Genomic DNA, 25,839 nt, shown 5'->3' with positions numbered 1-25,839 from the left:
TGCTAAAAGCCCTCTCCCTCAGGAGAGGGTTGGGTGAGGGATTGCATAACTGGGAAGTCCCCTTATTTCTTATCTAATTTTGACTCTAAAATTGAGTAATTAGCAGTGCTTTTTTCGGGTTTGAGGAAGAGGCTAGCGATGATAATGCCAATAATGGCTAACAGTGCCATGGGATAAAACACATAGTTATAGGTTCCAAACAAATCCCGAATGCGGCCAGTGACCACTGTGCCAATTAATGCACCAATGCCATAGGCCGTGAAAACAATGCCGTAGTTTTGAGCATAGTGGTCAGGGTTGAAAAAGCGCAGGGTGATAGTGGGAGCCATGGCTAACCACCCCCCTAAGCAAAACCAAAAGAGACAAAAAGCAATGAGAAATGTGGCGACCTGACCCGTGCGAGCATTAATCATTAAAATGCAAGCAATTAAAATCAAGATGTAGGAAAAAATTGCGATGTGGTGAGGCCGGAAGCGATCGCTTAACCACCCGAAAAGCGGACGACTGACACCATTAAAGACAGCAAAGAGTGAGACGCTAGCTGCGGCAATGGTCGGGTTAATCTCAATGATTTCTTCTCCCACTGGACTGGATATGCCAATGGCACTTAACCCAATAATTGTGCCAATTGCATAACAAACCCAGAGTCCATAAAATGAGTGACTTTTGAATAAACTGGCAGGATAGTGTGAGGCTAAACTTGGTTGCGTTGAGGCGATCGCATGGGAAGGATGCCAACCCTGAGGGGGTAACTTCAAGGTGAAGGCGATCGCAACAATGATGGCGATAAATGCTATACCGAGAAGCCGTAATGTCGGGCGGATGGTGTAGGCACTAATGAGGTGATTAGCCAGCGGTGCAGTGATGAAGGGGGACAGACCAAAGCCAACGATGGTCAACCCCATGGCTAATCCTTTTTTGTCAGGAAACCAACGTGCCACCACCACCATCGGCACGCCATAGGTAATCCCAACGCCAATACCCGCGATCGCACCATAGGTGAACACTAACCCCCAAATTTGGGTCGCAAAACTGGACAGAATATAACCTAAACCGACAATAATGCCACCAATTACCGTTGTGCGTCGTGTGCCAATCCGAGGAATATAAAAACCTGCGATTGGCATTGTTGCCGCGTAGAAAACCAGGGCAACGGTATAGGGCAAGAGGCTTTGGGTTGTGCTAATGCCTAGCTCATTTTGTAAAGGAGTTCTAAAAACACTCCACGAGTAGACAGTGCCTAAGCACAGTAAAACAATAATTCCCAACAGAATCAAAAACCATCTGCCCCGCTCGGCAGGCTGACCAAAGAGAGTTATTTTGGGTTGAGAAAGAGGGGGACGCTCCATAGTTTTCATCGAAAATCAGAATCTTATCAAGGATTGAGCTAAAAAAGCACATTATTATTCATAAAATTTTAAATTATTCATAAAATTTTATGAATTTGGGGTGGCACGGTAGCCATCAAAGCGGTGAAGATCTTCGGAATTCGCATCCAAACGGAAAACATTTCTAGTTTGACTGTATTTCTATTGGTTTTTCTCTGCTGGAGGGTCGGGGTTAATTGGGGGCGATCGCAGTGAACAGGGCTGAATAATCGTCCTCTTGGTAGCCGGATGCGATCGCAGTTTTTAGCACAGTAATGACCCCCTGCACAAGATCATTTTGATACCCAGGGGTCGCGTCTTGAAATAATTCCATGTCTTTTAAAAGATGTTTGGTCGGAAAATTCGGATTGGCAAAATCCTCGTCAACCATCCGCTGTAATTTCTTATCAAAGGTAGGGGCATACAGCGCACTCTCGCGCAAGATATTCATGAAAATATCGACATCTAATCCTTCAGTTTGGACAAACGTTAAACTCAGAGCAAATGCCGTAGTTAACGAGCCAATCAATTGATTGAGGGCTAATTTTAAGGCTGCCGCTGCGCCAATTTTGCCCACATGAATCGGCTTTTCACCCAAGACCTTAAAGAGCGTCGTGTAGTTCATGTATTGCTGGGGCATGTCGCAGCCCACCATCACGAGCAATGTCCCAGTTTTCACTTGGGGAATGCTGCCCAACACCGTTGCTTCTAAATAATCACCGCCAGCGGCGCGAATTTTAGCGGCTAAATCCCGGCTTTCTTGGGGGGCGATCGTGCCCATTTGAATAAAGGTCTGACCCGCTATCTGTTTGGTCACTTCGTCTTGCCACAGGACTGCATCAATGGCGGCGCGATCGCTCAGCATCAAAATCACCACCTCCGCCGCCTGCAACACCTCCGCCGCCTGGGTGGTGGTTGTGCCGCCTGCGGTTGCGATCGCCTCTAGCTTACTCGCAGTACGATTGTACGCAGTCACCTGATGCCCCGCTGCAATAAATCGCAGTGCCATCGGTTCACCCATCAACCCCGTTCCCAAAAGCCCAATCTTCATACCCGATCCTCTTCCCATGCATAATCACTCGGATTCTACCGTGAGACGACCCCACCCGAACGACCCCACCACCTCAATGATGATCGACCGGCGGACTGTGATCCAGTCGGGGGAGTCCGGAACAAAAACCATTAAGAAACACGAACTTTTCCATAAGAATAGTGATAATTCCCAAGTTTTTCACAAGCTTGCAGACACAATAAGCCTATATAGCAATCCTAAATCAATCGGAGATCTTATCTCCTCATCAACAAGGGGCTTAAGCCCCTTGTATGTTCATGAATCAAATAAGATTGCTATCGTCACGTCCTTTGAGATTCGGAGTTATAAACATGCCATTAATCTGGGATGATTCTTTAAAGATTGGTATTCCTGAAATTGATCAGCAGCATAAGCAACTCATCGACCAAATGAACTTGTTGGTTGAAGCGATGAAGAATAATAAAGGTCAAGACGAAATTCAAAAAATCATTAATTTCTTAGATCTCTACGTGAGACAGCATTTTGGTTTTGAGGAACAGTGTATGCACCGCTACAAATGCCCTATAGCTCAGACCAATGATCAAGCTCATCAGCAGTTCATTGCGAACTACGAGGAGATTAAGACAGAATTTGCCAACCGTGGCCCTAGCTTTGTACTGGTGTTGCAAATTAATCAAAATCTTCTTGACTGGTTTATCAACCATATTCGCAAAATTGATACCCAGTTAAAGCCCTGTATGCCAGCATCCACTCAAACCTTTGCTTGATGGCTCTTTCCACGTCGCGCAGCAGGGGAGTTGATGATTGAGTCCTCTCTTTGGACTCCTGCTGATCCATAAATCAAGTTGCGAGTCTGGCTCTGGCAGGAGTAAGCCAGAGGCTCACACGACCATCTAGTCGGGGATTAAAATCTCCGCCTCAGAGCGAAAACCCGTTAAAACGGGTTCTAGAGTGGGCTTTAGTCCACTTTTGCGATGATTGAGTCCTCTCTTTGGACTCCTGCTGATCCATAAATCAAGTTGCGAGTCTGGCTCTGGCAGGAGTAAGCCAGAGGCTCACACGACCATCTAGTCGGGGATTAAAATCTCCGCCTCAGAGCGAAAACCCGTTAAAACGGGTTCTAGAGTGGGCTTTAGTCCACTTTTGCTATGAGCCAAGAACTTCAGTTCTTGGCGGACCAGGGTTCGTTGACTCAGCCCGATGCCGATCGCAAACTAACCCGTTCACATTTCGACGTTTGAAATCTAAAATAATCAACCTAACACGACTGGCCCAAGGAGGGCGACTAAAGTCGCTCGTGTCGTTTTTCATCCCCGCAATCAATTGACGGGGCTTTCAGACTCCCGCACTATTTTCGTAAACTTATCTCCAAAAAGCTTGGGTTTTTCTTGACCGGATTTCGTATCTGTCAGGGCTTAAGATCCTCTGTCGTGCGAGCGTCTCGCTCGCTGCCCTAATCATCCAGGGGATATGTAGGCTAGGTCAACATTGGCACGTTATGTATGGGCCGTCGCTCTCTGACTCGCACAGGCTGTTAAAAACTCTATTTACAAGCTACTAGAGTCAAGGCTTTCGGCTTCACCGGCGGTCTGGGGTAAATGGAGGCCGCATTCTTGTTTCATGCCCTGAAAGCGGGTGTCGCGCTCGTGGGTATCATCATCCATCAAGGGCCGACTCGAATGCCAATCGCCTACGGTGGTATAGCCCAGATCAAAAAATGGATGATAGGGCAAATTGTGGCGCATCAAATAGTCATAAATGTCTTTGGCGTTCCAGGTCAAAATCGGCAGGATTTTGTGTAAATCCCCTTGACGGTTGACAAAGTTGAGGGTGCGGCGGTGTTGGGTTTGGTTGCTGCGAAGGCCGGCGAGCCAAGCGGTGGCGTTGAGGTCTTGGAGTGCCCGTTGCATGGGTTCTACTTTGCGAATCTGGTCGTAGCGGTTGAGGGCTTCGAGGTCTTTTTGTTCCCAGAGTTTGCCGTGGAGGGCTTCCATGCGGGCGGGGGAAAGGGTGGATTGGTACACGTTGAGGTTGAGACGGAGGCGTTGCTGGAGGTCTTCGGCAAAGCGATAGGTTTCTGGGGGCAGATAGCCGGTGTCAATCCAGATGACGGGAATGTTGGGAATGATGGAGGTGACGAGGTGGAGCATGACGGCGGCTTGGATGCCGAAGCTGGTGCTCATGACGGCACCGCTGCCAAAGGTTTGTCCACTCCAGGTGACGATGTCTTGGGCTGTGGCTCGCTCAAATTGGGAGTTCAGCGCGTCTAGGTTGAGGTTGGGAGAGGGGGCGGTGACGGTCATAAGCAAGTCTGAGATAGCACAATAAACGGTCGGGCTGGGGGCTAGGCAGCGGGGAACAAAACGGTGAGCATGGCTGCAATCTTGGTTTTTTGGGAGCGATCGCAACCCTGTTGCCCCACCGAACCATGACAAGACTGAGGCATGATGAGGGCGATCGCCCATGGGGTTGATCTGAATTCACAAGTTTTCTCAGTGTACACTGATTATCCAACCCGAAAAGTGGGGAACAGGGTGGTAACATCCGACCCAGTGACCCCTTCAATCCCTGGAAAAAGACCCCCTGTGGGCCCTAACGGTCTTGGATCATCAAGTACGGCTGATTATGTTCGCCTTTGTAGATTTGCGTCGGGCGGAAAATCCGGTTCGCGTCCAATTGTTCGCGCCAATGGGCTAACCAACCGGCGACCCGTGCGATCGCAAAAATCGGCGTAAACAAATCCGTCGGAATCCCTAACTTGCGATACACCAACCCGGAATAGAAATCCACATTGGCATAGATCCCCTTCTGGCCGAGGCGCGACTCCACCTCTTTTTCCAGTTCGATCGCAATATCATAAAACGGATCATGGCCCATCTGTTCAAACAATCGCTCTGCCAAACCTTGCAAAATCGTTGCCCGTGGGTCTTTGACCTTATAAACCCGGTGGCCAAACCCCATAATCCGCTTCTTGTTCGTCACGCAATCATCCACATAGGCTTTGACATTGTCCACCGAGCCAATTTCTTGCAGCATCTCGATCACCTCCTCATTCGCGCCGCCGTGGAGCGGCCCTGCCAAGGTTCCCACCGCCGAAGCCACCACCGCATAGGGGTCGGTCATCGTTGAAGCCGTCACCATGGCCGAAAAGGTCGAAGCGTTGATCGTATGTTCAGCATGGAGCAAGAGACAGACATCAAACACGCGAGCGGCGATCGTATCCGGAACCCGTTCCGTCAGCATATAGAGAAAGTTGGTGGAATAGTCCAGATCATCATTGGGCTGGATCGGGTCGTTCCCTTTGCGCATCAGTTGAAACGCTGCCACCATCGTGGGGATTTTCGCCAACAACCGCACCACCGCTTCCCGAATGTACTGGGGATCATTCAAGGCCCGCCGTGAGTAGAAGAGTCCCAAGGCTGCTGCGGAGGTTTGCAGTGCATCCATCGGATGCCCAGACTCTGGAAAACATTTCATCATGTCTCGAATCCGATACTTAATCCGACGATGAAACCGAATTTCCGTTTCAAAGGCATTCAGTTCATCCGCCGTGGGAAGCTTACCCCAGATCAAGAGATAGGCCGTTTCTAAAAAGGTGCTTTTTTGGGCCAGGGCTTCAATCGGAATCCCACGATATTCTAAGATTCCTTGTTTGCCATCGACGTAGCTAATGGCAGATTGGGCCGCTGGCACGTTCTCTAGGCCAGGGATATATTCACAAGCGGTCATAGCGTTTCCCTATAAACGAGCAAAAATCTTCTGACGTTAACTTACCCTATAACTGAGACTCTGTGGTGAATGGGTGGATTAATTTCAAGATTCCGACCCGGTGTTTCGGTAAAGTGTGGTGAGTGATACAAAACTGCAATTTAGTTGACCCTAGTGCAAGAATTCTCCGTAATTCTGTTGGTATGAATGCAGTGTTTGAAGGTCTTGGGTTGAGGATAAATTCTCTGACGATGGGGCTATTTGAGTGATGGAGATCCTCTGGGTGGTTGCCATGAATAGGTGAGGAGCGATCGCACGTTTTGAAGTATCAAAATTGAATCGTTTCAGGTTCAAAGTCGTTGTTAAATGCTCCGGTCGGTGATGGTGTCAATGTAGGTCAAGATGATGAGTGACTGCGCTTAGAGGTTGTTTAAAAAGTGTCTTGAAAGAGAGGCAAGGGGCTTAAGATCCTTGTTTCCATTGAGTGAGGCTCATGATGTGGATCTGAGTTTAACTTTTTAAACAGTCTCTTATAGCTTGTGCAGCAATCATCACGTACAAATCAGACGCTCCTCGCCCACGGGGCGAGGGGTTGGGGGTGAGGGTAATGAATAACTGCGCTTAACGACGGAATACCCTATTTTTTAGTCATTAATAACGCTAACTTTCCCCCCGGCGCAGATGGGTTTAAGGATGAATCATTTATGAATGGGGGGTGTTGTTTTTGACGCGATCGCTGGTGGCCTCTAGGAAGTTGGTGACGACTTGGAGTAGTTTATGTACGCCGTCACTGCCCCCGGCAATGAGGCCACCGGTGAGCAAAACATCCACCAGTTCTATACACCGTTGCTGAAAGGGTTGCACGGCTTCGAGATCCACGAGGAGAGCGAGCGATCGCACCCCACTCGCACTGATTAAAAGGCCGAGGATCAGGGCTGACCAGAGGGCGATTCGGGTGGTTTCGGCGCGGTAGTGCGATCGCTTTCTTTGGAGGGTTTGCACCTGAGTCATCGCCGCGTTGAGGGTATCAGGATGGGGGGAATCCGATTGTTGGCAAGCGGTGAGGGCAGCTTGGGCTTCGTTGAGGGCAACGGTTAAGGCTAATTCATCGGGATCGCGCCAAGTGGTGACAAAAATTTCTAGGGAGCGTTCCAGGAGTAAGGCGATAATGAACAGCAGCGATAACACCTGACTAATTTCGTCGAGGCCAAAGGGTGTGACGGCCAAAGGGGTGAGGGGGAGCCAGGTGGGGATCGCCACAATGAAGGCGATGCCCAAGCTAAATATAATCCACTGCGATCGCTTCACCATCTCGACACCCTTAAACGTGAAATGCTGTCTATTCTACGCTGAATTCCATGACACCAGCGGTCGGATTCGCACAGTCTACAACATCCAATTCGCTACACTGAGAAGCAAACAATAGTGATCCATCGGGTCAGATCAACCCATTTATACCGAGGCAGGAGAGCAGCATGATTCCGGGTGAACTTTTGATCGAAGCGGGCGACATCGTTTTAAATGAGGGCCGCGAAACGCGATCGCTCAGCGTCGCCAATCAAGGCGATCGCCCCATTCAAGTCGGTTCCCATTTTCATTTTTACGAAGTGAACGCTGCCCTCAAATTTGATCGCGAGGCGGCTTGGGGGATGCGGCTCAATATTCCAGCCGGGACGGCGGTACGGTTTGAGCCAGGGGATGAAAAGGCAGTGGAATTGGTGGCCTTGGTGGGCGATCGGGAAGTGTATGGCTTGAATGGTCGGGTGAATGGAACGCTCAACCGTTAACCGTCAGCGATGCTGAGTTAATCGCACAGTAAGCCCTCACCCCTAGCTCCTCTCCCAGGTGGAGGGAGAGGGGAGCCAGCAACTTTATCAATCCCTGAGGACGGCTCTATGTACCCTTTGCTGACGGAAGCGATCGCGATCGAGCGGGTGACGATCGCCATCCGTGACCTCGCCCCCCATCTCCAGCACCGCAAAATCATTCAACTGTCCGATCTGCACTATGACGGTTATTCCCTGAGCGATCGCACCCTCCAGGATGCGATCGCCCAAGTCAACGCCGAAGATCCCGACCTGATCCTGCTCACGGGGGACTACGTGACCCGCGATCCGGAATTGATCCATCCCCTGGCCCAACAGTTGCAAGCCCTGCACAGTCGTTGGGGGGTGATCGCCAGTTTAGGGAATCACGATAACCACGGCCGACCCTATCGCCAGATGATTATTGAGGCGCTCCAGGCGGCGGGTCTAACGGTGTTGTGGAATGCGATCGCCTACCCCTGGGGGCCAGATTTCCCCGTCATCGGGTTAGCAGATCTGTGGTCGTCAGACTTTCAACCCCAAACCCTCCTCGCCTCCCTCCCCCCCAACCTACCCCGCCTCGTCCTATCCCATAACCCCGACTCCGCCGCCCGCCTCCAACCCTTCCGCGTAGATTTACAACTGTCCGGCCATACCCACGGCGGTCAAATTGTCCTCCCCACGGGCGAACCCTTACCCGAAATTTTGCTGCGGCTGCGACGGGTGGTAACGCGGTGGATGAGTACCACCCTAGGGGAAGAGTGCGATCATGTGATTCAGCATTGGGAATGGGTGCAGGGACATCACTACGTGGGGACGAATCAGTTATATGTGAATCGGGGTCTGGGTAGTTATTTTCCGGGCCGGTTTAACTGTTCCCCTGAAATTACGGTGCTTACCCTCAATCCGGCATAATCCCCCACTAAAATAAAAGACTGCACCTATGTCGCACCGTGACTATGCTTGATTTTATTCGCTCCGATCTCCTCCAATTCCAGGCCTACACTCCCCACCCTGGCGGGGAATTGAGTATTCCCGTTGATATTCTCGACACCAACGAAAGCCCCTACGATTTACCCGCCGACCTCAAGGAAAAATTGGCCTGGGTTTATCAAAATCAGATGGACACGAACCGCTACCCCGATGGCAGTCATCAGGAGTTGAAGGGGGCGATCGCGGCCTACGTCAATGAATCCGCCGCTACGGATGCGATCGCGCCAGCTTGGATTTCCCTGGGAAATGGGTCTGATGAACTGATCCGATCGCTGTTGATCGCCACCTGTTTAGGCGGGGCGGGGTCGATTTTTGTGGCAGACCCCACCTTTTCGATGTATGGGATTATTGCGGAAACCTTGGGGATTGAGGTGGTGCGCGGGGGACGCTTGGCGGATTTTTCCCTGGATTTAGCAGCGGCGCGATCGCTGGTCGTCGATCCGGTGCGGGTCGTGTTCATGGTGCATCCCAATTCCCCTACCGGCAACGCCCTCACCGAGGCGGAACTGGATTGGCTGCGAAGTTTGCCGGATCATGTACTGGTGGTGATCGATGAGGCCTATTTTGAATTTAGCCAAACCACCCTAGCGGCGGAATTACCCGCCCATCCCAATTGGGTAATTTTGCGCACCTTTTCCAAGGCCTTTCGCTTGGCGGCGCTGCGGGTGGGCTATGCGATCGCCTCTCCCGCCGTGACTCAAATTCTCGAAAAAGTCCGTCTCCCCTACAACCTCCCCGCCTTTACCCAAACCGCCGCCCTGTTCGCCCTCCAACAGCGGGATCTGCTCCTCAGCGCCATGCCCGAACTCCTCCGGGAGCGCGATCGCCTCTACACCGCCCTGAGTGACCTTCCCCCCCTCACCGTCTGGCCCAGTGCAGCCAACTTTCTCTATCTGCGTTTCACCCCCGATGATCCCCATGCCCTCGTTATCCTCACCCAAACCCTGAAAACCCAAGGCACGCTCATTCGGCAGACCGGGGGCGGCCTACGGATTACCATCGGTTCGCCGGGAGAAAATGAACGGATGTTGGTGCGCCTCCAAACCTATCTGGCGGCATTAACGTCGGGAATGGAATCGTGATTGAGGGCGTGGGGGCTGTATTGAGCGTCAAAACGGGCGGTGATCTCCGCAGCCGTGAGGGGCGGTGCAAAGAGATAGCCTTGGCCTTTTTCGCAGCCCAGGGTTTGGAGTTGGTGCAGTTGGGTTGGGGTTTCGATGCCTTCGGCGACGACGGATAGTTTAAGGCGTTGGGCCAGGGCGAGAATGATTGAGGCGATCGCATTGTCATCGGCATCGCCCTGCATTCTCTTCACAAACGAACGGTCTATCTTGAGGGTATTAATCGGAAACCGATGGAGATAGCTCAGGGATGAATAGCCTGTGCCAAAGTCATCAATGCTGATCTCGATCTGGTGCGATCGCAATTCCGACAGCAACGTCACCACCCCCTCTTCATCCTCCGCCAACATACTTTCCGTCAGTTCGAGCACCAAATTTTGGCCCGGCAAACCCGTTTGGTTCAGAATTTCAGTGATCTGCTTCACCAAGTTCGGCTCCCGGAGTTGTCGCGCCGAAAGATTCACACTAATCCGAAAATCTGCCATAGCCGGGAATGCCCTGCGCCATGCCATCATCTGCGTACAGGCACTGCGCACCACCCACAACCCCAACGGCACAATCAACCCGGTTTCCTCTGCAATGGGAATAAACTCCACCGGACTGATTAAACCGCGCTGGGGATGTTGCCAGCGCAGCAACACTTCTACCCCGACAATCTCCTGATCGGTGAGTTTAAAAATGGGCTGATAGTAGAGCAGAAAATCCTGATGTTCCAAGGCTTGGCGCAGGCCATTTTCCAAATGCAGCCGCTTGAGAGCTTCAAGGCGCATGATCGGGTCAAAAATTTCGTAGCGGGCTTTGCCATTGAGTTTGGCGCGATACATGGCGATATCTGCATCTCGCAAAATATCTGAGGCCTGGTGATGGGCGGTACAGTTGATCACAATGCCAATGCTGAGGGTGACAAAGACTTCGCGGTCTTCAATGATTAGCGGCACAGTCATCTCATTGAGAATCCGCTCGGTGACTCGGATCACTTCATGAATCCCTTCGATCGCTTCGAGTAAGATCACAAATTCATCACCGCTGATCCGTCCCACAATGTCAGTGTCGCGGATTAACTGCTGGAGTTTGTGGGCGACCAAGTGGAGGACGCGATCGCCCGCGACATGGCCCAAACTATCGTTAATCACCTTGAACCGATCAAGATCCACAAAGAGCACCGCAAAGTGAAGATCAGGATACCGTTTCGCCCGACTGAGAGCCAATTCGAGCCGCTCGATCAACAGGGTGCGATTGGGCAAGCCCGTCAGGGTATCGTGGACGGAGTCATGTTCAAGTTGAAGCTGGACTTGGACGCGATCGCTCACATCCCGCGACGTGGTTTGCAGGCGCACCACCTGGCCATTGTCACCAGCGATCGGGATGGTCAGAGTTTCGAGCCAAATATACCGGCCGTCTTGGTGGCGCATCCGATAGATGATCGGCGTAGGAATATTCACCAGGGCATTGTAGTGGGTATGTTGGCGAATCCGCTCACAGTCGTCCGGATGGAAAAAATCGTAGGGGTTCTGGCCAATCATGTTGTCACTGCTATAGCCCAGCAAGGTCTGGCAGGAGGGACTGACGTAGAGATATTCCCCCGTGGGCTGGTGCAGGCAAACCAGATCGGTCATGTTTTCGGCCAGGAGGCGATAGCGGGCTTCGCTGGTTTCCAGGGCCTGTTCAGCAAGTTTGCGGGCGGTGATGTCTTGCACCATGGTCATGCCACATTGAATCTGGCCGTGGTCATCGCGCACGATCGCAGTATTCACGTTCACCCACAGGGGTTGACCATTACGGCGGCGGTAGCGTTTTTCCAGATGGTAGGTGTTGCGATCGCCCCGCACACAGTCTTGCAGCAGTGCCCATTCCCTGTCGTCATCGTCTGGGATGCTCAAATCACGGATGCCCAAGGTCGCCAGGTCTTGGGGGGAATAGCCCAGGAGTTCAGTCAAGGCAGGGTTCACCAGGCTGAAGGTGTAGTGGGGCGGGGTGACCACCGCAATGCCGACGGGAAAGTGGGCGAAAATGGCTTGAAACTGGGTTTCGCGGGTTTGCAAAGCGACAGACTGCTGCGTCACCTCTTGGGCAAGTTGTTGATTGTAGTGGGCTAACCGTTGCTCGGCGACTTTGCGATCGCTAATATCCGACACCCACACCACATTAATCGCCTGGCCGTCGATCTGCACCTGCTTGGCCACCAGTTCCCCCCAAAATTGCCGCCCCTGCAACGTGACATATTTTACCTCTTTCTCCCATATTCCCTGAGTGTTAATCGTGGTTTGAATGTCACGTAACTCGTTGGGGCTGAAGGGCGTTTTTTGGAGAATATGCCCCGCACTATTCAGAAGTTGGGTTTTGGATTTGGCTTCAAAAAGTTCAACGGCTCGATGGTTACAGTCAATGGTCAGCGTCGTTACGGCATCGACGACAAAAATAGCATCGGTGGACTGTTGGAAAATTTCGGCATAGAGCATAGTCGAAGCTGCAAAAATGAGGTGATCGCACAGTCATAAACAGAATCGCAAGGGAGAGAAGCGGAAAACAGTAGCATCAATTAAACTTACAACCTATTGCAGAAATAGTCTGATCGGCGTTTACAGTCTTGCGTTCTCTTGGGGTTGCCGCTCATATCAAGAGATCGATCTCACGTTTCACATCTTGCGTCATTTCCCCGGCCCCCCTTGCAAAAGCTACTGCTTATCCATAACCCAAGTTACGAATCTGGAGGGGGTATGAGTGAGCCAGAGGCTCACACTACCCTTGTGATCATCCTCTGTAGTGCGAGCTTCTAGCTCGCTGCCTTGACGACAAAGGGGGATTAGACGCAGGTGAGGTCAACCTACCCTTGTGATCATCCTCTGTAGTGCGAGCTTCTAGCTCGCTGCCTTGACGACAAAGGGGGATTAGACGCAGGTGAGGTCAACCTACCCTTGTGGTCATCCTCTGTAGTGCGAGCTTCTAGCTCGCTGCCTTGACGACAAAGGGGGATTAGACGCAGGTGAGGTCAACCGGAGAACGTTGTGGATCAGCAGTAGCTTGCCAAAGAGAGGAAACGCTCAAAATCCCGCTGTGCAAAAGAGAGTTAGGGGGAGTAATCGCAAGGTCGGTGACGGTGAGCATTGGCACGGTGTAACTTGGTTAATCCAGTCCTCTGGTAGACGGTTAGCCGCCGATTTGGGACATGGTGCGGTGGTAGTGGCCGGTGGTAGTGCCGGATTCGCGGGCTTTGAAATTGATTTCGGGTTTGAGGGCGAGGAGTTCGGCCACTTGGGCGCGGAGGGTGGCGATCGCAATCCCATCGCGCAACCCTTGGCGGAGGTTGATCTGGCCAGTTTCATTGAGCAGACAGGGACGCAGCCACCCATCGGCCGAGAGGCGCATCCGATTGCAGCGATCGCAAAAACACTCCGACATCTGACTAATAAACCCCAGGGTTCCCGCTGCCCCCGGAATCTGGAACACATCCGCCGGACCATTGCCCCGCACCTGGGAGGTTTCTAAGCCCCACCGCTGCCGAATCCGTTGCCGCAACTCCTCCGAAGGAATCCAAGCCCGCGCCCCGAATAACTCTGGATTGCCAATGGGCATAAATTCAATAAACCGCACATGCCATTCTTGCTCGATGCTCAGGGCGGCCAAGGCTTCGACTTCGTGGTCGTTCACCCCCGGAATCACCACCACATTCAACTTCAACGGGTTAAACCCGACCCGATGCGCGGTTTGAATCCCCTCCCACACCTGACCCCAACGATCGCGCCCCTGATTACCGATAATCTGCTCAAAGATTTCCGGTTCTAGGGAGTCGAGACTAATATTCAGCCGCCGTAAGCCTGCGGCGTAGAGATCGGCGGCCAAGGGCGCGAGGTGAAAGGCATTCGTGGTGATGGCGAGGTCTTCGGTTTCGGGCAGTTTAGCGAGCGATCGCACCACCTCCACCACCCCCGGCCGTAACAACGGTTCCCCCCCCGTCAGCCGCCAATTCCGAAAGCCCAACGGGATAAAAATTTCGCGCACCACGGTCAAAATTTCATCATCCGTAAGCACATCGTCCCGTTGCACATACTGCAACGCGGCATTCTCCGGCATACAGTAGGTGCAGCGAAAATTACAGCGATCGATGAGGCTAATCCGCAGATAATCAACAGGGGGCATGGCTCAGGTTTCGCAACAGACAGTTTCTAGGATAGTGCGGAACCTCCGGCAGGGGGGCGATCGCTTAATAGGGGCCAAACATCCCGTTACCCGGTGCGCCGGGATCGTCACTGTAGAAAAATTCATCAATGTGGCTGAGCACAGCCTCGCGGCTCAGGTTGCCATCCGTATCGGTTGTGAGTCGGGAAAAAATGAGCGGCGCATAGATCGGGGAGGTGTTGTAAATACAAAGGAGATTGCCCCATTCAGCCGCGCTCAGGGTGTTGTCTTCGTCTTGGTCAAACACATCAAACACCAGTTGGGTCAAGGCTTTGACGCGCTCATTGTAAAGGGTTTCATCGGCGAGCACTGCGTCATAATAGGCAAGCCATTCATCGAGGGAAATTTGGCGATCGCGGTTGGTGTCCGAGGCTTTTTGCAACCCTTGCCAATCTTGGGCAAGTTGATTTTTAAGGGTGATACCCTTGGGCGATCGCACACTCCACCCAGCGCGATCGGCTAATTTTGCCGCCACATCCTCAAAATCTTGTTCCACAATAAATCCGTCACAGTTCACGTCATACATACTGAACAGTTTCATCAATTTGCGTTTTTGAAAATCCGTCAGCATAAACCCCATCCCTTGGCGTAAACGTATTGGCCCCATAATAACAAGCCCGCCCCCGTGACAATCATCACACCCTGAATGCAAGAAAATCGCACCCTGAGCCTGTGGCGCACCCTGAGGGTCGTCGAAGGGTAAGCATACATCAAGCATCAGCCAGTTGGGTGCAGAGTTGGCGGAAATGGTCGCCCCGCTGTTCAAAGCTAGTGTATTGGTCAAAACTGGCACAGGCGGGAGAGAGCAGCACCGTTGAGGCTCCGTGGTGGTGGGCGAGTTCGAGGCTACGGGGCACGGCTTGATCGAGGGTTTCGAGCTGTTCAAATTGGGTATAGCCCACCTCAGCCAAGCGGGCGGCAAACTGGGAAGCCGCATCGCCAATTAAGACCACGGCGGCCGCTTTGGCAGCGATCGCCCCTAACCACGCCTGATCATCCCCGGCCTTGGGGTCACCCCCCGCGATCAAGATTGTCGGGGTAGGCACAGCAGTTAACCCCACCAGAGAGGCATCGTAGTTGGTGGCTTTGCTGTCGTTGATGAAGGTCACGCCCTGATGGGTGCAGAGGTATTCGAGGCGATGGGGCACGCCCGGAAACTCGCGCACGGCGGCGGCGATCGCCTCTGGTTCAATCCCCGCCAACCGCGCCGCCCCGACTGCCATCAACAGGTTTTGCTGATTGTGATCCCCCAACATTTTCAGGTCGGCGATCTCCATCACCCGTTCCCCAAAGGCAATCACCTCACCCTTTTTTAAATAAATCCCCTGATCCGGGTCACAGGGCAAGGCGGCGGGGCCGGTGACGCTCGTCCAATGGGCGCGGGGCCAATCAGAGGCGCGATCGCGTAAATAGGGATCATCGCCGTTAAAAATTTGGGACTGCGATCGCGCCAACAAACTGGCTTTAATCCCGTAGTAATTCTCCAGGGTGTAATGGCGGGCCAAATGATCAGGGGTGAAGGTCGTCCACAGGCCAATCCGGGGTGCGAGGGTGGCGGCGGCCTCGATTTGATAGCTGCTGATTTCGGCGATCACCCAATCGAGATCCTGGGGGTTGTTGGGGTTGATCAGGGCCAATTCACAGGCAGCATGGCCAATGTTGCCACAGGCGGGGGCATTGAGTCCGGCTTGGTGGAAAATAGCGGCGGTGAGGGCGGTGGTGGTGGTTTTGCCGTTCGTACCGGTGATGCCAACCCAGGGCGTTGCGTGCAACTGTCGCCAGGCGAGTTCCATTTCGCCGAGGGTGTCAATTCCCGCGTCCCGCGCTTGTAAAACCGTGGGGCTATCCCAAGGTACGCCGGGACTGACGACGAGGAGATCGGGATGGGGGGCGTTGAAATCGAGGGATGCACCGAGGCTGACGGTGATGCCGTCCTGTTGGAGGGAGTCCCGGAGGGCATCGAGGCTGGTTTGGGTGGCGCGATCGCTCAATTCCACCTGCCAACCCTGCTGCTTCAGCACCCGTGCCGCCGCAATTCCCGACCGTCCTAACCCAATAATATGAGCCTGTTGCATCTACACCACCTCAATTTCCGGGGTTCCGTCCACATCCAGCCACGCCAGGCGACGAATGCCACTCTCACGGGCATAGTCCCGCAGTTCCGCCGGGGTGCGGCCGCCGAGATCCAATTCCACCCGCACCACATGTTCCGATTGGCGCAGTTGGTGGGCATAGGTGAAGGCGATCGCTTCAGCGGCGGGCGTTTTCGCCACCACGAGCCAATCATTCACGGGCATGGTTTGGGGCAGTTGGGGCGCAGCGAGGAGGGCGGTATGGAGGTCTTCCACGTTGAGGGCAAACCCTACCCCCGCGCCGGGCTTCCCAGCGGGATCATAAAGCGCGAGGAGTTGATCATACCGTCCCCCTTTCCCCAACACCGAGGAGCGATTATGACGGGACGACACCACCTCAAAGACGATGCCCGTATAGTAATCAATGGTTTCAAGCAAGCTCAGATCCAAAATTAAGGGTAAGTCATCCGGCGCACTGGAACGCAACCGCTCAATCAAGGTTTTTAAGCCCGCAACACAGGCCTGGCCGGTGGCATCTAGGTCAAGTTGGCTCACCCGTTGCAGCACATCTTCCGGGCGGCCGCGCAGGTCAAACATGGTCAAAGCCCGGTGTTGGAGTTCGGGGCTGAGGGGGAGAGAGGCGAGGTGAATGCGGTCGAGGTGAGCGATCGCCGTTCGCACCGCTGCTTGATGTTCGGGGGGGAACGGCGCGAGGAGCGATCGCGTCAACTGGGCTTCCCCCATCAACAGCGACCAATCCTTCAGACCCAACGCCACCAGACAATCCACCATCAACAGCACAATTTCCGTATCCGCCAAACTGCCCCCGGTGTAGAGCAGTTCGACCCCCATTTGATAAAACTCCACCTGACGGCCGTGGTGGCTTTTCGGGGCGCGGCGAAATACATTGGCATTGTAGTAGAGGCGCAACGGCGGCGTATCGTTGGCCATCCGTGCCACGGCCGCCCGCGCAATAGAGGCGGTCAACTCTGGCCGCAACCCTAACCGCCCTTCAGCCGTTTCGCCCACTTCAATGACACTATCAGGACGAATCGCGCCGCCCGCCGTGAGGGTGTCGAGCCATTCGAGGGTTGAGGTGATAATCCGTTGATACCCCCAGCGTTGAAAGACTTCTTGTAAGCGGTCAACAATCCAGCGTTTTTGAGAAACCTCTAGCGGCAGAATGTCACGAGTTCCGGCCGGGGGTTGGTGAATCATCATCAAATTTGGGTTACAGCGATTGGGGAAAAAGAGATCGAGACGACAGGCGGCAGCATCGGGCCGGATGCTGCGATCGCCCCTCTACTTTTTCTTACCACCAAACAGCCCCCCAAACATGCCCCCGCTGCCAGATTTCTGATCCGACTTGCCAGAATTCGAGGCCGAACGACCATCGCGAGCCTTACCCGTTGTATTCCCCGACGAGTTAGACCCCGCACTGTGGGCACTCAAGGGCTGTCCGAGTTTTTTCTCGATCACCGCTTTACATTGCAAGGCGATCTTTTCTTCAGGATTCGACTGGAGGGCCTTCATCACATGCACCTTCGCCATACTGACTTGGTTTTGCTTCAGATAGGCCATCCCCAGCAAACTATGACAGGTGCTATTTTTGGGTTCGAGCTTCAAGCCATCCCGCAACTCCAGCACCGCCTTCGCAAAGTTATTTTTTTGAATATATTCCTGCGCCCGGCGCACGTAGGCACTCACGGGGGACTGTTCCGCCCTCGCCTGGGCCGCTGCTGCTGCCGCCGCCGCCGGGGTTGCCGCTGGCGGTACTTTCGCTTTCGGGGGCGCTTGCGGCGCGGGGGCCGTTTGGCGCAATCCCTGGCCCGCCTTCATCATCAAATACACCAAATTTAATTCACTCAAGTCGCCAATGGACTGTTCACATTCAGCGATCGAGCGATATTGATTTTCTGTTAGAGCCTTGAGAGCTTGGGCATAGGCTAAGTCTACGTTGTTCCCCGCTTTTAACAGACCCTTCGCGATTTCATTGGTCACGGCGGGCGTGCCGCCTTCGTTGGCGAGGCGTTTACCCGTTTGTTCCAAAACCAGTTGATGTTCGTCGCGGGTTTTGCCTTTTAGGGTTTCGTAGGCGGGGTTGATCAGTTTCGAGAGCAACTCGCTGGCCTGGGCCCGTTCTTGCTCGTTGTTGACTTTGACCGTATCAGGGTGCAGCAATCGTGCCAATTTGAGATAGCGTTTCCGAATACTATTGGCATCGGCGGTGACGGGAACACCAAGAATGGCATGGTGATCCATTAAGTCATATTTAAAGAGTCCGTGTTTAATGTTTAGCGACATCAGGGTTCACCCAAGGCAGGATTTGAAGATCTATATATTTTTAGTATCCCCTAGATTTTTAGGGATGATTGCAAGAATGGCCTAAGACAGCGGCGCAACAGTCGCCATTTTGTCCACGTCACTCCAGGTACTTAGGGGCGGCGTGGCTTGGAGGGCCGCGCTGAGGGCGGCATGGATGGCGGGGTTGGTGGCCAGGAGACGGCCGGAGGATAGGTCGAGGGGGCTTTGGTCGTAGGCGGTGACGATGCCACCGGCTTCCCGTACCAACACAATCCCCGCTGCAATGTCCCAGGGTTTGAGGCCCCGCTCCCAATAGCCATCGAGTTCACCACAGGCGACATGGGCTAAGTCCAGGGAGGCGGAACCACCCCGGCGCACACCTTGGGTGAGGTGGGTGAGGTAACAAAATTCGGCATAGTTGTTGTCGCTGGTGAGGTGGCGATCGTAGGCAAAGCCGGTGACGAGGAGGCTGTTTTGGAGTTTGGCGGTGGTGGAAACCTGGATCGGTTTGCGGTTGCAGGTGACACCTAAACCCGTGGCGGCACGGTAGAGGCGATCGCGCCCTGGATCGTACACCACCCCCACCGTCGGCACATCGTCAATCAGCAACCCAATGGAAACGCCGGACACCGGGTAGCCGTGGGCATAGTTCGTCGTGCCATCGAGGGGATCAATCGCCCAGCAATATTGGGTCTCACTGCCTGCAATCACGCCGGATTCTTCAGCCAGGATGGGATGATCGGGGAGGTGTCGTCGGAAGGTGGCGAGGATGACGGCTTCGGCGTTTTTATCGGCTTCGGTGACGAGGTCGCCGGGTCGGCCTTTTTCTTCGATGGATTGTAGTTTCCCCCAATGGGTTTTGAGGACGGCCCCCGCAGCTTGGGCTGCTTCGGTGGCCACATCCAGAAAGAGTTGGAGAGTTTCGGGGGAGGGTAACGCCATAAATTCAACGGTGAAGGTGCGCAGGGCTGGAACTCAATGTTAGGGTGTCCCACGCCGAAATTCAGCCGGGGTCTGACGTAGGGGAGCATCCGGGTTCCAAAGACCCGCTCCTCTCATTCTTGCATAGTCTTGAGCATGGCTCAATTCTTGCGCTGGGGGGCTGGGATGGGGCGTAAACGTGGCCAACACATGGCCCTGGGCGACGAGCCACCGATTGATCCATTCGTTGCCCTGCCAGAGGTCGCCCCAGTAGCGATCGTAGACATCGGGTTCGGCACGGTTGAGGACGAGGGTGGCGGTGGGGGTGCTGCGGAGTTGGGTTTCAAGGGCTTGGCGGGCGGTTTCACCCCAGGGGACTTGCTGTAAATCCGGGGCGTGAATCCCTTGGAGGCGGATGGTATAGGCGGCGGTGGGATCGGTGGGAATACCGCGCACGATCACTGTTTGGCCGCTGATCACCCGGTCTATGGTCACGTCAATGCCGGGGGGTGGTGCTGCCGTGGCAGTACACCCCACCACCGTCCACCAGAGGCTGAGGAGGAGCAGCGATCGCACCCAATACCAATTAATCCTCATCCAGGGGTAAGCCCAGCCGTACCGCCCCCTTGCCAAAGTAGCGGCCAAACTGCATTTCATACACTTCATCTTCGTCTTGGGTTTCCACATCCAGATCAGACCGGGCATAGCTCACACAGAGCAACGCATAGCCCTGGGCTTGAATGTCCGGCGACAGTCCCATGGCTTCCGGTTGAACCAAGTCGCCCAAATTCACCCGCACGGCACAGGTGGTACAGGCTCCATTGCGACAGGAGAAGGGGAGGATGTGGCCCTGAGCTTCAAGGCTGTGGAGAATGTATTGATCATCGGGGACTTGAGCGGTGATCACCTTGTCGTTTTGGCGATCGTGAACGCGAATCGTGTAATACTCTGGCATAGCTAGCACAACAACAGCGCTTTTTATTGTAGAAGATGGGCGCGAGGTGCGATCGCGCAAAAATCTCAGCCCAACCCTGCCCCAATGCGCAGTTTGCTGCTATAGTAGAAAACTGCACAAGGAGAGATGGCCGAGTGGTCGAAGGCGCAGCACTGGAAATGCTGTAGGGGCGAAAGCCTCTCGAGGGTTCGAATCCCTCTCTCTCCGTACCGAATCAGCCCCATTCATCCAGCCTAGAAAGACTGATCAATTGATAAGTCGATAAGTCTTGCCTTATTTACACCCGTTGCACCCATCTGCACAGGCGCGATCGGTTCAATGAAGATTCAATGCGTTTGCCTGCGATCATGCGCAGATCACAACCATTAGACCTGGCGGCTTCAGCCCCTGGTTCTTTTGAGAGGTAATGCAGCCGAAAAGAGCGATCGCTGAGTGTTTAGACTCAGCGATCGCTCTTTAAAATCATGGGCGATACTGGATTTGAACCAGTGACCCCTTCCGTGTGAAGGAAGTGCGCTACCCCTGTGCTAATCGCCCGCGCGATTTACTACTATAGCGGCGCAGTAGGTTTTCGTCAACTGCGGCACTTTTGCAAATAGGCAAAACCCTGACAGCCCTCTACAATACAAACACTCTGAATCTTCGCCATACGAGATTATTCACAATGCTGCGCCGCTGGAAGCAATTTATCTTTACGGTCATGGGCATTATCTTTCGCCATCCCGTCACCGGAACCACCGTAATTCCGATTCTGCCAGACCAGCGGATTGTCTTGGTGCGCCGTCGTGACACTGGGCAATGGGGGCTACCCGGCGGCATCATCGATTGGGGGGAAACCATCCCCCAAGCCGCCGAACGAGAACTCCGCGAAGAAACTGGCCTCGAACTGCTAGAGATTGAACGATTGGTCGGGGTTTATTCTGCCCCCGATCGCGATCCGCGCCTCCATTCTTTGAGCATCTTGTTGGCCGTCACCGTCACCGGATCATTACAACCGCAAGACACCTTGGAAATTTCAGAAATACGGGCCTTTGCACGGGATGAACTCCCGCAAGAAGACTTTAGCCATGATCATGGTGACCAATTAAAAGACTATTTCAGTGAAATTACCCGGATCGCGTAATCCCAAATTCGTGAGTATAATGACGGAAATTTTTTTAATTTATTGAAAAATTATGAAATCATAGGCACAGCATTAATGATAATGTCCCACCGCTTTGGCTCACGGTTGAATCACAGTTGAATGATTACAATGCAGGCTCCGCCCATCCGCATCGGTCGAATTCGCCTTTCCCAAGGACATCTATTCTGGCGTGAAGTGGGAAAAGGCCCCACAATTATCTTCATCCACGGTGCTTTAACTGACGGCTCCCAATGGTTACCTGTTTTAGAACAGTTGGGCAATCGCGTCCATTGTCTCGCCCCGGATTTACTGGGCTTTGGGGAATCGGATGATCCGGAATCCCCTCAATCGATCCAACTCCATGCCGACTGTCTAGCGGACTACATCAATGCACTGCATCTTGAAGAGGTGTACCTCGTAGGTCATTCCATTGGTGCGTGGATTGCCTCCCGGTATGCGATCGCCCACCCCGAACGAGTCAGCGGCATGATCCTCCTTGCCCCCGAAGGCGTGGACGTACCCGATCGCCGCAGTCGCTGGCACACGGAATTGATGCTCACCAGTTCGATTCCCGTCGTGCCCCTGGGGATGAAACTCGCCAAACCCGTCACGAAATGGTTCACGTCCCATCACCGCAAAGTGACCAACCTCCTCGCCTATCGCGAGCAACTCCTCGCCTGTCCCCCCAGTTGCCATCTCCTCTTCAGTCGCCCCGACTCGGAGATCGCCGCTGAATTGATCAACGATGACCTCGAAGCCCTCAAAATTCGCATCCTCATCCTCCAAGGCGGCCAAGACCACCCCATCCAAATCCGCCAAAGTAAAACCTACGTCAAACTCGCCCCCTATGCCAAACTGCGCATGATGAAGCAAGGCGGTTGGGATTTGGTGGAATCCTGGCCGGATACTGTGGCACGAGAGATCGAACGCTTTACGATCGCTGCCCTGATCGCTCGATGAGTCGCGTCTTGATCATCGTCTCCCATCCCATCCCCTATGTCGTCCCTCTATTTCAAGAAATGGTGGCGCGGGGGTGGGATTTTCAAGTAGCCTATTGTTCCCGCGTTGGTCTTGAAACCTATCAGGACGTGGATTTTGGCCAAACGATCGCCTGGGATGTGCCCCTGTTGGCGGGGTATCCGTCGGTGTTTGTGCCCAACCGATCGCACCGTCCGGGGTTGGGGCGGTTTTGGGGGTTGGTGAATCCGCACCTGTGGCCAATGGTGGCGGAGTTTGATGTGGTGATTTGTTTTACGGGGTATGTATACGCGAGCTTTTGGTGGGCGGCGTTGAGTGCAAAATGGCATCGCCGCCCGTTTATTTTCAGCACCGATGCGAGTAGTTTAGGGTCGCGCTTTGGGGGAGGCTGGAAAGGTTGGATTAAGCCGTTGATCCTGCCCTGGCTCTATCGGGTGGGGGATGCATTGTTTGCGGCGAGTCAGGCGGGGGTGGAACTGCTGGCGGGGTTAGGGATTGTGCGCGATCGCATTTTTTTCACGCCCTTTGTGGTGGATAACGCCTGGTGGCTCGCCCAAGCGGCAGCAGTGGATCGCGCTCAGATGCGGGCCAGTTGGGGAATTCCAGATGATGCGCCCGTGGTCATCTTCTGCGCCAAGCTGCAACCCTGGAAACGTCCCCAGGATGTCTTAGCGGCCTTTTTAGCGGCGGCTGTGCCGGAAAGTTATCTGCTGTTTGTGGGGGATGGCACGTTACGAGCGGAGTTAGCTACAACGGCGCAGGGGTGCGATCGCGTCCGCTTCCTTGGTTTTTGCAACCAAAGCCAACTCCCGGCGATCTACACCGCAGCGGATTTACTCTGTCTAGGGTCAGACTATGAGCCGTTTGGGGTGGTGGTGAATGAAGCGATGTTGTGCGGGTGTGGGGTAGTGGTGAGCGATCGCGTTGGCGCACGGGAACTGGTGAATCCGGGAGTCACGGGGGAAATCTATCCCTGCGGCGATCGCACCACCCTCGCCGCCATTTTCCGCGATCTCCTCCCTGACCCTGCCCGACTACACCAGATGGGACAGGCTGCCCGCGATCGCATGGCCCACTGGTCGCCCCGCGAAAACGTCGCCAACCAAGAACAAGCCATTCAATACGTCATGGCACAGCTAAAATCAGGCTGTAATCCGCCCTAACCCAGCGATTACATTGAATTTTAAACGTCCAGGAACTCTCACAAGGCTAAAAACCGACAGTCCTGGAAGCATTTAAGAGTAAGCAGGCAGCGGAATGAGTGGGCGGATTGCCTACTGCGTCATCCAATCTAACGATTTGGTCGCCTCGGAAGACTTGAAGGTGAACGGGTTAGTGTGGGAGCGGCATCGGGCTGAGTCGATAGTGAAGCGGGTTTGTATGCTGCGCCTTGGACTAACTACCGTGGGGCACAGGGGAAGTTATCCGCTTGGGAAGATTAGACCTCTGGCGGGGTTGGAGCAATTCGGCTCGGTTAAGTCCGGTCGATGAACCAAGAATCCCCGTCGCTGTCTTCGCGGGGAGTGTCAAAACGTATTCAGAAATCATCATGTCCAGATCAGAAGCCCCTCGCCCCGTGGGAGAGAGGGTTGGGGTGAGGGTAATAAGTGAACAAGCTGTTAAAGCATGTCTTGACCTAAAAAGGAATGAGAGCAGAGGGGAGATCGAAAGTCCCCTGGTCATGATGACCAGGGGATACTTCAAAACATCAGCCGTTGTTTTGCAAAAAATGAGGGCAATAACTTGAGTCATCACAGCTTATAAAACGGCCTCTTCTTGGTGGGTTTTGATCGTGCAGTCGGAAGTGGGTTTCCCGATGCAAGTGAGTACATAGCCATTGGCCATCTGTTCGTCGTCCAATTGCATTTGCCCTTCTTGATCGAGGCTTTCCCCCTCAATAATTTGACCCGCGCAGGTGCTGCACGCTCCAGAACGGCAGGAATACGGGAGATCGAGGCCTTCTGCTTCCGCCACATCTAGGATGCTCTCATCTTCGGGGACGTTTAATGTGGCGTTGATCCCTTCAGTTTCGTTGATGAGTTTGACGGTGTAAGTCGTGGGCATAGAGTTTGTCCTCGTGGTGCTACAGTTTCGATCGCACCAAATGAGGAGCGCGATCGCCCTCTATCAGAAGGCAGGCATTGGGAAACGTGCGATCGCTCCACCGAAAGATCTCAGACCTTGCGATCGCCCCCATAAAAAAAATGCCTGCATTTGGCATGGCATTGAAGATTTGAGCCCAAATTGACCCAGAGCAATGGAGTGGAATGAATCGACTTAGCAGTAGGCGCTAATATCTTCGCCACATTCATCAGCAAGATAGCACAGAGATTTAAACCGCAACATCACCAACTGCTCGTAAAACGGATTGAGCTTGCACAGGGGGGGGATGTGAAACAACACCTTCCCAAACACAGTCACATCACGCTCAAAGGGGCATTGTGCCGGAATGATTTGGCACAGAGTGCGGGCAAATTTAACATTGTCAACATCAAGAGTTTCAAGCCAGTTTTTGAGGGGTTTTAACGGTTGAAATGAGAACCGTTTGATCATGCGATGCCAGGAGAACCTTACTGTTTCTTCACGTTGATGATGAGAGTGTAAAGATTGAACGTTGTCTTGGCGATTTGTATAAGCCGTTACATTAACCATTATTACTTACTGTCCTTTCTAAGGAGAACAGGATTGTCTTTTTAGAGCAACTCCAGCCCTGGATTCAAGTCCTGAACGATTGATTCAGGGAATTGACTTAAGGAGTCTGGATTCCGAAAACCCAGAGAGAGCAAGGGTTTTGAGTCACGAGAGCCAGAGACGATGTGCTGAGAATTGAGAATGATCAAAACGATGGTGAGCAAAGATGATGACAACAGTCAAGAGTTCAGACGTTGGTTGCTCTGTGTTAATTATATTGTGCCGATCTAGCCATTGTTGTGTTGTAGTTAACATCACTTTGCCTTGTGATTTTAATCAACAGAAAAACAATCCCTAGGTTGTTTTTAAGAGCCGGCTATATTTCCCTCATGATTTAATCTCCTGCTTCTTGGTCGAAAATGTCGGGAATGAGCAGTTTTAATGGAACTATAGCGATCCGAAATCAATCGAAGATCTTATTTCCTCATCAACAAGGGGCTTAAGCCCCTTGCCTGTCCATGAATCAAATAGGATTGCTATATCTTGACGATAAATGTATGGATAGAGGGATTTGAATGGGATTGCACCGCTTTTTCAGGTGTCCCAACGGAAAACGGCAGCGGGGGGCGATCGCATCCTTTCCCCAGGGGAG

The 25,839-nt window shown here is 53.3% G+C and carries 24 protein-coding genes and 2 tRNA genes; 8 read left to right on the top strand and 18 right to left on the bottom strand.

Annotated elements, in window-relative coordinates; all coding sequences use genetic code 11:
- Positions 1 to 62 precede the first annotated feature (62 nt).
- Together SPI6313_RS03170 and SPI6313_RS03165 are read right to left on the bottom strand one after the other, a co-directional pair.
- Positions 63 to 1,349, bottom strand: coding sequence for an L-lactate MFS transporter (locus SPI6313_RS03170; RefSeq protein WP_084668871.1), 1,287 nt, complete (start codon positions 1,347 to 1,349; stop codon positions 63 to 65).
- Between the two features lie 211 nt (positions 1,350 to 1,560).
- Entirely contained in the window at positions 1,561 to 2,418 is an 858-nt protein-coding gene (locus SPI6313_RS03165; RefSeq protein WP_072619683.1) for an NAD(P)-dependent oxidoreductase, read from the bottom strand.
- A gap of 332 nt (positions 2,419 to 2,750) precedes the next feature.
- Between SPI6313_RS03165 and SPI6313_RS03155 the strand changes: the two genes are divergently transcribed.
- Positions 2,751 to 3,167, top strand: coding sequence for a bacteriohemerythrin (locus tag SPI6313_RS03155; RefSeq protein WP_072619681.1), 417 nt, complete (start codon positions 2,751 to 2,753; stop codon positions 3,165 to 3,167).
- A 780-nt stretch (positions 3,168 to 3,947) separates the two neighbouring features.
- On the opposite strand, the gene cysH is transcribed toward SPI6313_RS03155, so the two are convergent.
- The 3 genes from cysH to SPI6313_RS03140 all read right to left on the bottom strand — a co-directional run bounded on the left by cysH (position 3,948) and on the right by SPI6313_RS03140 (position 7,419).
- Complete coding sequence (cysH, locus tag SPI6313_RS03150; protein WP_084668870.1) at positions 3,948 to 4,703, bottom strand: phosphoadenosine phosphosulfate reductase; 756 nt, start codon at positions 4,701 to 4,703, stop codon at positions 3,948 to 3,950.
- 289 nt (positions 4,704 to 4,992) lie between these two features.
- Positions 4,993 to 6,129 (bottom strand): citrate synthase, encoded by a 1,137-nt coding sequence (locus SPI6313_RS03145; RefSeq protein WP_072619680.1) that lies wholly within the window; start codon positions 6,127 to 6,129, stop codon positions 4,993 to 4,995.
- 681 nt (positions 6,130 to 6,810) lie between these two features.
- Complete coding sequence (locus SPI6313_RS03140; RefSeq protein ID WP_139276474.1) at positions 6,811 to 7,419, bottom strand: hypothetical protein; 609 nt, start codon at positions 7,417 to 7,419, stop codon at positions 6,811 to 6,813.
- A 164-nt stretch (positions 7,420 to 7,583) separates the two neighbouring features.
- Here SPI6313_RS03140 and SPI6313_RS03135 point away from each other — a divergent pair, with 164 nt between their 5' ends.
- From SPI6313_RS03135 to SPI6313_RS03125, 3 genes are all read left to right on the top strand, one after another.
- Positions 7,584 to 7,895 (top strand): urease subunit beta, encoded by a 312-nt coding sequence (locus tag SPI6313_RS03135; RefSeq protein ID WP_072619678.1) that lies wholly within the window; start codon positions 7,584 to 7,586, stop codon positions 7,893 to 7,895.
- 108 nt (positions 7,896 to 8,003) lie between these two features.
- Positions 8,004 to 8,828, top strand: coding sequence for a metallophosphoesterase (locus SPI6313_RS03130; RefSeq protein WP_072619677.1), 825 nt, complete (start codon positions 8,004 to 8,006; stop codon positions 8,826 to 8,828).
- 44 nt (positions 8,829 to 8,872) lie between these two features.
- Positions 8,873 to 9,988 (top strand): histidinol-phosphate transaminase, encoded by a 1,116-nt coding sequence (locus SPI6313_RS03125; RefSeq protein WP_072619676.1) that lies wholly within the window; start codon positions 8,873 to 8,875, stop codon positions 9,986 to 9,988.
- On the opposite strand, the gene SPI6313_RS03120 is transcribed toward SPI6313_RS03125, so the two are convergent.
- From SPI6313_RS03120 to SPI6313_RS03080, 9 genes are all read right to left on the bottom strand, one after another.
- Positions 9,952 to 12,486: a sensor domain-containing protein gene (locus SPI6313_RS03120; RefSeq protein WP_072619675.1), complete on the bottom strand. Its 2,535-nt coding sequence runs from the start codon at positions 12,484 to 12,486 to the stop codon at positions 9,952 to 9,954. The genes SPI6313_RS03125 and SPI6313_RS03120 overlap by 37 nt on opposite strands.
- 688 nt (positions 12,487 to 13,174) lie before the next feature.
- Positions 13,175 to 14,164, bottom strand: a complete 990-nt coding sequence (gene moaA, locus SPI6313_RS03115) for a GTP 3',8-cyclase MoaA (RefSeq protein ID WP_072619674.1) — start codon at positions 14,162 to 14,164, stop codon at positions 13,175 to 13,177.
- 64 nt (positions 14,165 to 14,228) lie between these two features.
- Positions 14,229 to 14,810: an EF-hand domain-containing protein gene (locus tag SPI6313_RS03110; RefSeq protein ID WP_217650486.1), complete on the bottom strand. Its 582-nt coding sequence runs from the start codon at positions 14,808 to 14,810 to the stop codon at positions 14,229 to 14,231.
- Positions 14,811 to 14,913: 103 nt separating this feature from the next.
- Positions 14,914 to 16,278 (bottom strand): UDP-N-acetylmuramoyl-L-alanine--D-glutamate ligase, encoded by a 1,365-nt coding sequence (gene murD / locus SPI6313_RS03105; protein ID WP_072619673.1) that lies wholly within the window; start codon positions 16,276 to 16,278, stop codon positions 14,914 to 14,916.
- The gene (locus tag SPI6313_RS03100) at positions 16,279 to 17,493 is read right to left on the bottom strand and encodes an ATP phosphoribosyltransferase regulatory subunit (protein ID WP_072622976.1); all 1,215 of its coding nucleotides are present in this window, start codon (positions 17,491 to 17,493) and stop codon (positions 16,279 to 16,281) included. It lies immediately after the preceding gene.
- Positions 17,494 to 17,577: 84 nt separating this feature from the next.
- A complete protein-coding gene (locus tag SPI6313_RS03095; RefSeq protein ID WP_072619672.1) occupies positions 17,578 to 18,579 on the bottom strand; it encodes a J domain-containing protein in 1,002 nt (333 codons plus the stop codon).
- Between the two features lie 81 nt (positions 18,580 to 18,660).
- Positions 18,661 to 19,521, bottom strand: coding sequence for an inositol monophosphatase family protein (locus SPI6313_RS03090; RefSeq protein WP_072619671.1), 861 nt, complete (start codon positions 19,519 to 19,521; stop codon positions 18,661 to 18,663).
- A 39-nt stretch (positions 19,522 to 19,560) separates the two neighbouring features.
- Positions 19,561 to 20,097, bottom strand: coding sequence for a thermonuclease family protein (locus SPI6313_RS03085; protein ID WP_072619670.1), 537 nt, complete (start codon positions 20,095 to 20,097; stop codon positions 19,561 to 19,563).
- The gene (locus SPI6313_RS03080) at positions 20,087 to 20,455 is read right to left on the bottom strand and encodes a 2Fe-2S iron-sulfur cluster-binding protein (protein ID WP_072619669.1); all 369 of its coding nucleotides are present in this window, start codon (positions 20,453 to 20,455) and stop codon (positions 20,087 to 20,089) included. Before SPI6313_RS03080 ends, SPI6313_RS03085 begins: the two co-directional genes overlap by 11 nt.
- A gap of 120 nt (positions 20,456 to 20,575) precedes the next feature.
- Here SPI6313_RS03080 and SPI6313_RS03075 point away from each other — a divergent pair.
- A tRNA-Ser gene (locus SPI6313_RS03075) sits at positions 20,576 to 20,662 on the top strand.
- A 258-nt stretch (positions 20,663 to 20,920) separates the two neighbouring features.
- On the opposite strand, the gene SPI6313_RS03070 is transcribed toward SPI6313_RS03075, so the two are convergent.
- Positions 20,921 to 20,992, bottom strand: a tRNA-Val gene (locus tag SPI6313_RS03070).
- Positions 20,993 to 21,119: 127 nt separating this feature from the next.
- Between SPI6313_RS03070 and SPI6313_RS03065 the strand changes: the two genes are divergently transcribed.
- The 3 genes from SPI6313_RS03065 (at position 21,120) to SPI6313_RS03055 (ending at position 23,719) form a co-directional block, all read left to right on the top strand.
- On the top strand, positions 21,120 to 21,578 hold the full coding sequence (locus tag SPI6313_RS03065; RefSeq protein ID WP_072619668.1) for an NUDIX hydrolase: 459 nt from the start codon (positions 21,120 to 21,122) through the stop codon (positions 21,576 to 21,578).
- A gap of 129 nt (positions 21,579 to 21,707) precedes the next feature.
- Positions 21,708 to 22,538, top strand: a complete 831-nt coding sequence (locus tag SPI6313_RS03060) for an alpha/beta fold hydrolase (protein WP_084668868.1) — start codon at positions 21,708 to 21,710, stop codon at positions 22,536 to 22,538.
- Positions 22,535 to 23,719, top strand: coding sequence for a glycosyltransferase family 4 protein (locus SPI6313_RS03055; RefSeq protein WP_072619666.1), 1,185 nt, complete (start codon positions 22,535 to 22,537; stop codon positions 23,717 to 23,719). The genes SPI6313_RS03060 and SPI6313_RS03055 overlap by 4 nt, the downstream gene beginning before the upstream one ends.
- Positions 23,720 to 24,314: 595 nt before the next feature.
- Here SPI6313_RS03055 and SPI6313_RS03040 read toward each other — a convergent pair.
- Genes SPI6313_RS03040 through SPI6313_RS03035 form a run of 3 tightly spaced genes read right to left on the bottom strand, consistent with a single transcriptional unit; the run spans position 24,315 to position 25,109 of the window.
- Positions 24,315 to 24,620 carry a 2Fe-2S iron-sulfur cluster-binding protein gene (locus SPI6313_RS03040; RefSeq protein WP_072619663.1) on the bottom strand — a complete coding sequence of 102 codons (306 nt, stop codon included), beginning with the start codon at positions 24,618 to 24,620 and terminating at the stop codon, positions 24,315 to 24,317.
- Between the two features lie 19 nt (positions 24,621 to 24,639).
- A complete protein-coding gene (locus SPI6313_RS23285) occupies positions 24,640 to 24,777 on the bottom strand; it encodes a hypothetical protein (RefSeq protein ID WP_175551054.1) in 138 nt (45 codons plus the stop codon).
- A gap of 56 nt (positions 24,778 to 24,833) precedes the next feature.
- Entirely contained in the window at positions 24,834 to 25,109 is a 276-nt protein-coding gene (locus SPI6313_RS03035) for a Mo-dependent nitrogenase C-terminal domain-containing protein (RefSeq protein ID WP_245788564.1), read from the bottom strand.
- Between the last annotated feature and the right edge of the window lie 730 nt (positions 25,110 to 25,839).

It is taken from the genome of Spirulina major PCC 6313 (assembly GCF_001890765.1).
GTDB classification, from domain to species: domain Bacteria; phylum Cyanobacteriota; class Cyanobacteriia; order Cyanobacteriales; family Spirulinaceae; genus Spirulina; species Spirulina major.
This window is presented reverse-complemented; position numbering and strand designations above follow the sequence as displayed.

Bases quoted from the DNA above. Each gene is read 5' to 3' on its own strand.
- SPI6313_RS03170 (WP_084668871.1), bottom strand. From the start codon at position 1,349: ATGGAGCGTCCCCCTCTTTCTCAACCCAAAATAACTCTCTTTGGTCAG.
- SPI6313_RS03165 (WP_072619683.1), bottom strand. From the start codon at position 2,418: ATGAAGATTGGGCTTTTGGGAACGGGGTTGATGGGTGAACCGATGGCA.
- SPI6313_RS03155 (WP_072619681.1), top strand. From the start codon at position 2,751: ATGCCATTAATCTGGGATGATTCTTTAAAGATTGGTATTCCTGAAATT.
- cysH (WP_084668870.1), bottom strand. From the start codon at position 4,703: ATGACCGTCACCGCCCCCTCTCCCAACCTCAACCTAGACGCGCTGAAC.
- SPI6313_RS03145 (WP_072619680.1), bottom strand. From the start codon at position 6,129: ATGACCGCTTGTGAATATATCCCTGGCCTAGAGAACGTGCCAGCGGCC.
- SPI6313_RS03140 (WP_139276474.1), bottom strand. From the start codon at position 7,419: ATGGTGAAGCGATCGCAGTGGATTATATTTAGCTTGGGCATCGCCTTC.
- SPI6313_RS03135 (WP_072619678.1), top strand. From the start codon at position 7,584: ATGATTCCGGGTGAACTTTTGATCGAAGCGGGCGACATCGTTTTAAAT.
- SPI6313_RS03130 (WP_072619677.1), top strand. From the start codon at position 8,004: ATGTACCCTTTGCTGACGGAAGCGATCGCGATCGAGCGGGTGACGATC.
- SPI6313_RS03125 (WP_072619676.1), top strand. From the start codon at position 8,873: ATGCTTGATTTTATTCGCTCCGATCTCCTCCAATTCCAGGCCTACACT.
- SPI6313_RS03120 (WP_072619675.1), bottom strand. From the start codon at position 12,486: ATGCTCTATGCCGAAATTTTCCAACAGTCCACCGATGCTATTTTTGTC.
- moaA (WP_072619674.1), bottom strand. From the start codon at position 14,164: ATGCCCCCTGTTGATTATCTGCGGATTAGCCTCATCGATCGCTGTAAT.
- SPI6313_RS03110 (WP_217650486.1), bottom strand. From the start codon at position 14,810: ATGGGGCCAATACGTTTACGCCAAGGGATGGGGTTTATGCTGACGGAT.
- murD (WP_072619673.1), bottom strand. From the start codon at position 16,278: ATGCAACAGGCTCATATTATTGGGTTAGGACGGTCGGGAATTGCGGCG.
- SPI6313_RS03100 (WP_072622976.1), bottom strand. From the start codon at position 17,493: ATGATTCACCAACCCCCGGCCGGAACTCGTGACATTCTGCCGCTAGAG.
- SPI6313_RS03095 (WP_072619672.1), bottom strand. From the start codon at position 18,579: ATGTCGCTAAACATTAAACACGGACTCTTTAAATATGACTTAATGGAT.
- SPI6313_RS03090 (WP_072619671.1), bottom strand. From the start codon at position 19,521: ATGGCGTTACCCTCCCCCGAAACTCTCCAACTCTTTCTGGATGTGGCC.
- SPI6313_RS03085 (WP_072619670.1), bottom strand. From the start codon at position 20,097: ATGAGGATTAATTGGTATTGGGTGCGATCGCTGCTCCTCCTCAGCCTC.
- SPI6313_RS03080 (WP_072619669.1), bottom strand. From the start codon at position 20,455: ATGCCAGAGTATTACACGATTCGCGTTCACGATCGCCAAAACGACAAG.
- SPI6313_RS03065 (WP_072619668.1), top strand. From the start codon at position 21,120: ATGCTGCGCCGCTGGAAGCAATTTATCTTTACGGTCATGGGCATTATC.
- SPI6313_RS03060 (WP_084668868.1), top strand. From the start codon at position 21,708: ATGCAGGCTCCGCCCATCCGCATCGGTCGAATTCGCCTTTCCCAAGGA.
- SPI6313_RS03055 (WP_072619666.1), top strand. From the start codon at position 22,535: ATGAGTCGCGTCTTGATCATCGTCTCCCATCCCATCCCCTATGTCGTC.
- SPI6313_RS03040 (WP_072619663.1), bottom strand. From the start codon at position 24,620: ATGCCCACGACTTACACCGTCAAACTCATCAACGAAACTGAAGGGATC.
- SPI6313_RS23285 (WP_175551054.1), bottom strand. From the start codon at position 24,777: ATGCCAAATGCAGGCATTTTTTTTATGGGGGCGATCGCAAGGTCTGAG.
- SPI6313_RS03035 (WP_245788564.1), bottom strand. From the start codon at position 25,109: ATGATCAAACGGTTCTCATTTCAACCGTTAAAACCCCTCAAAAACTGG.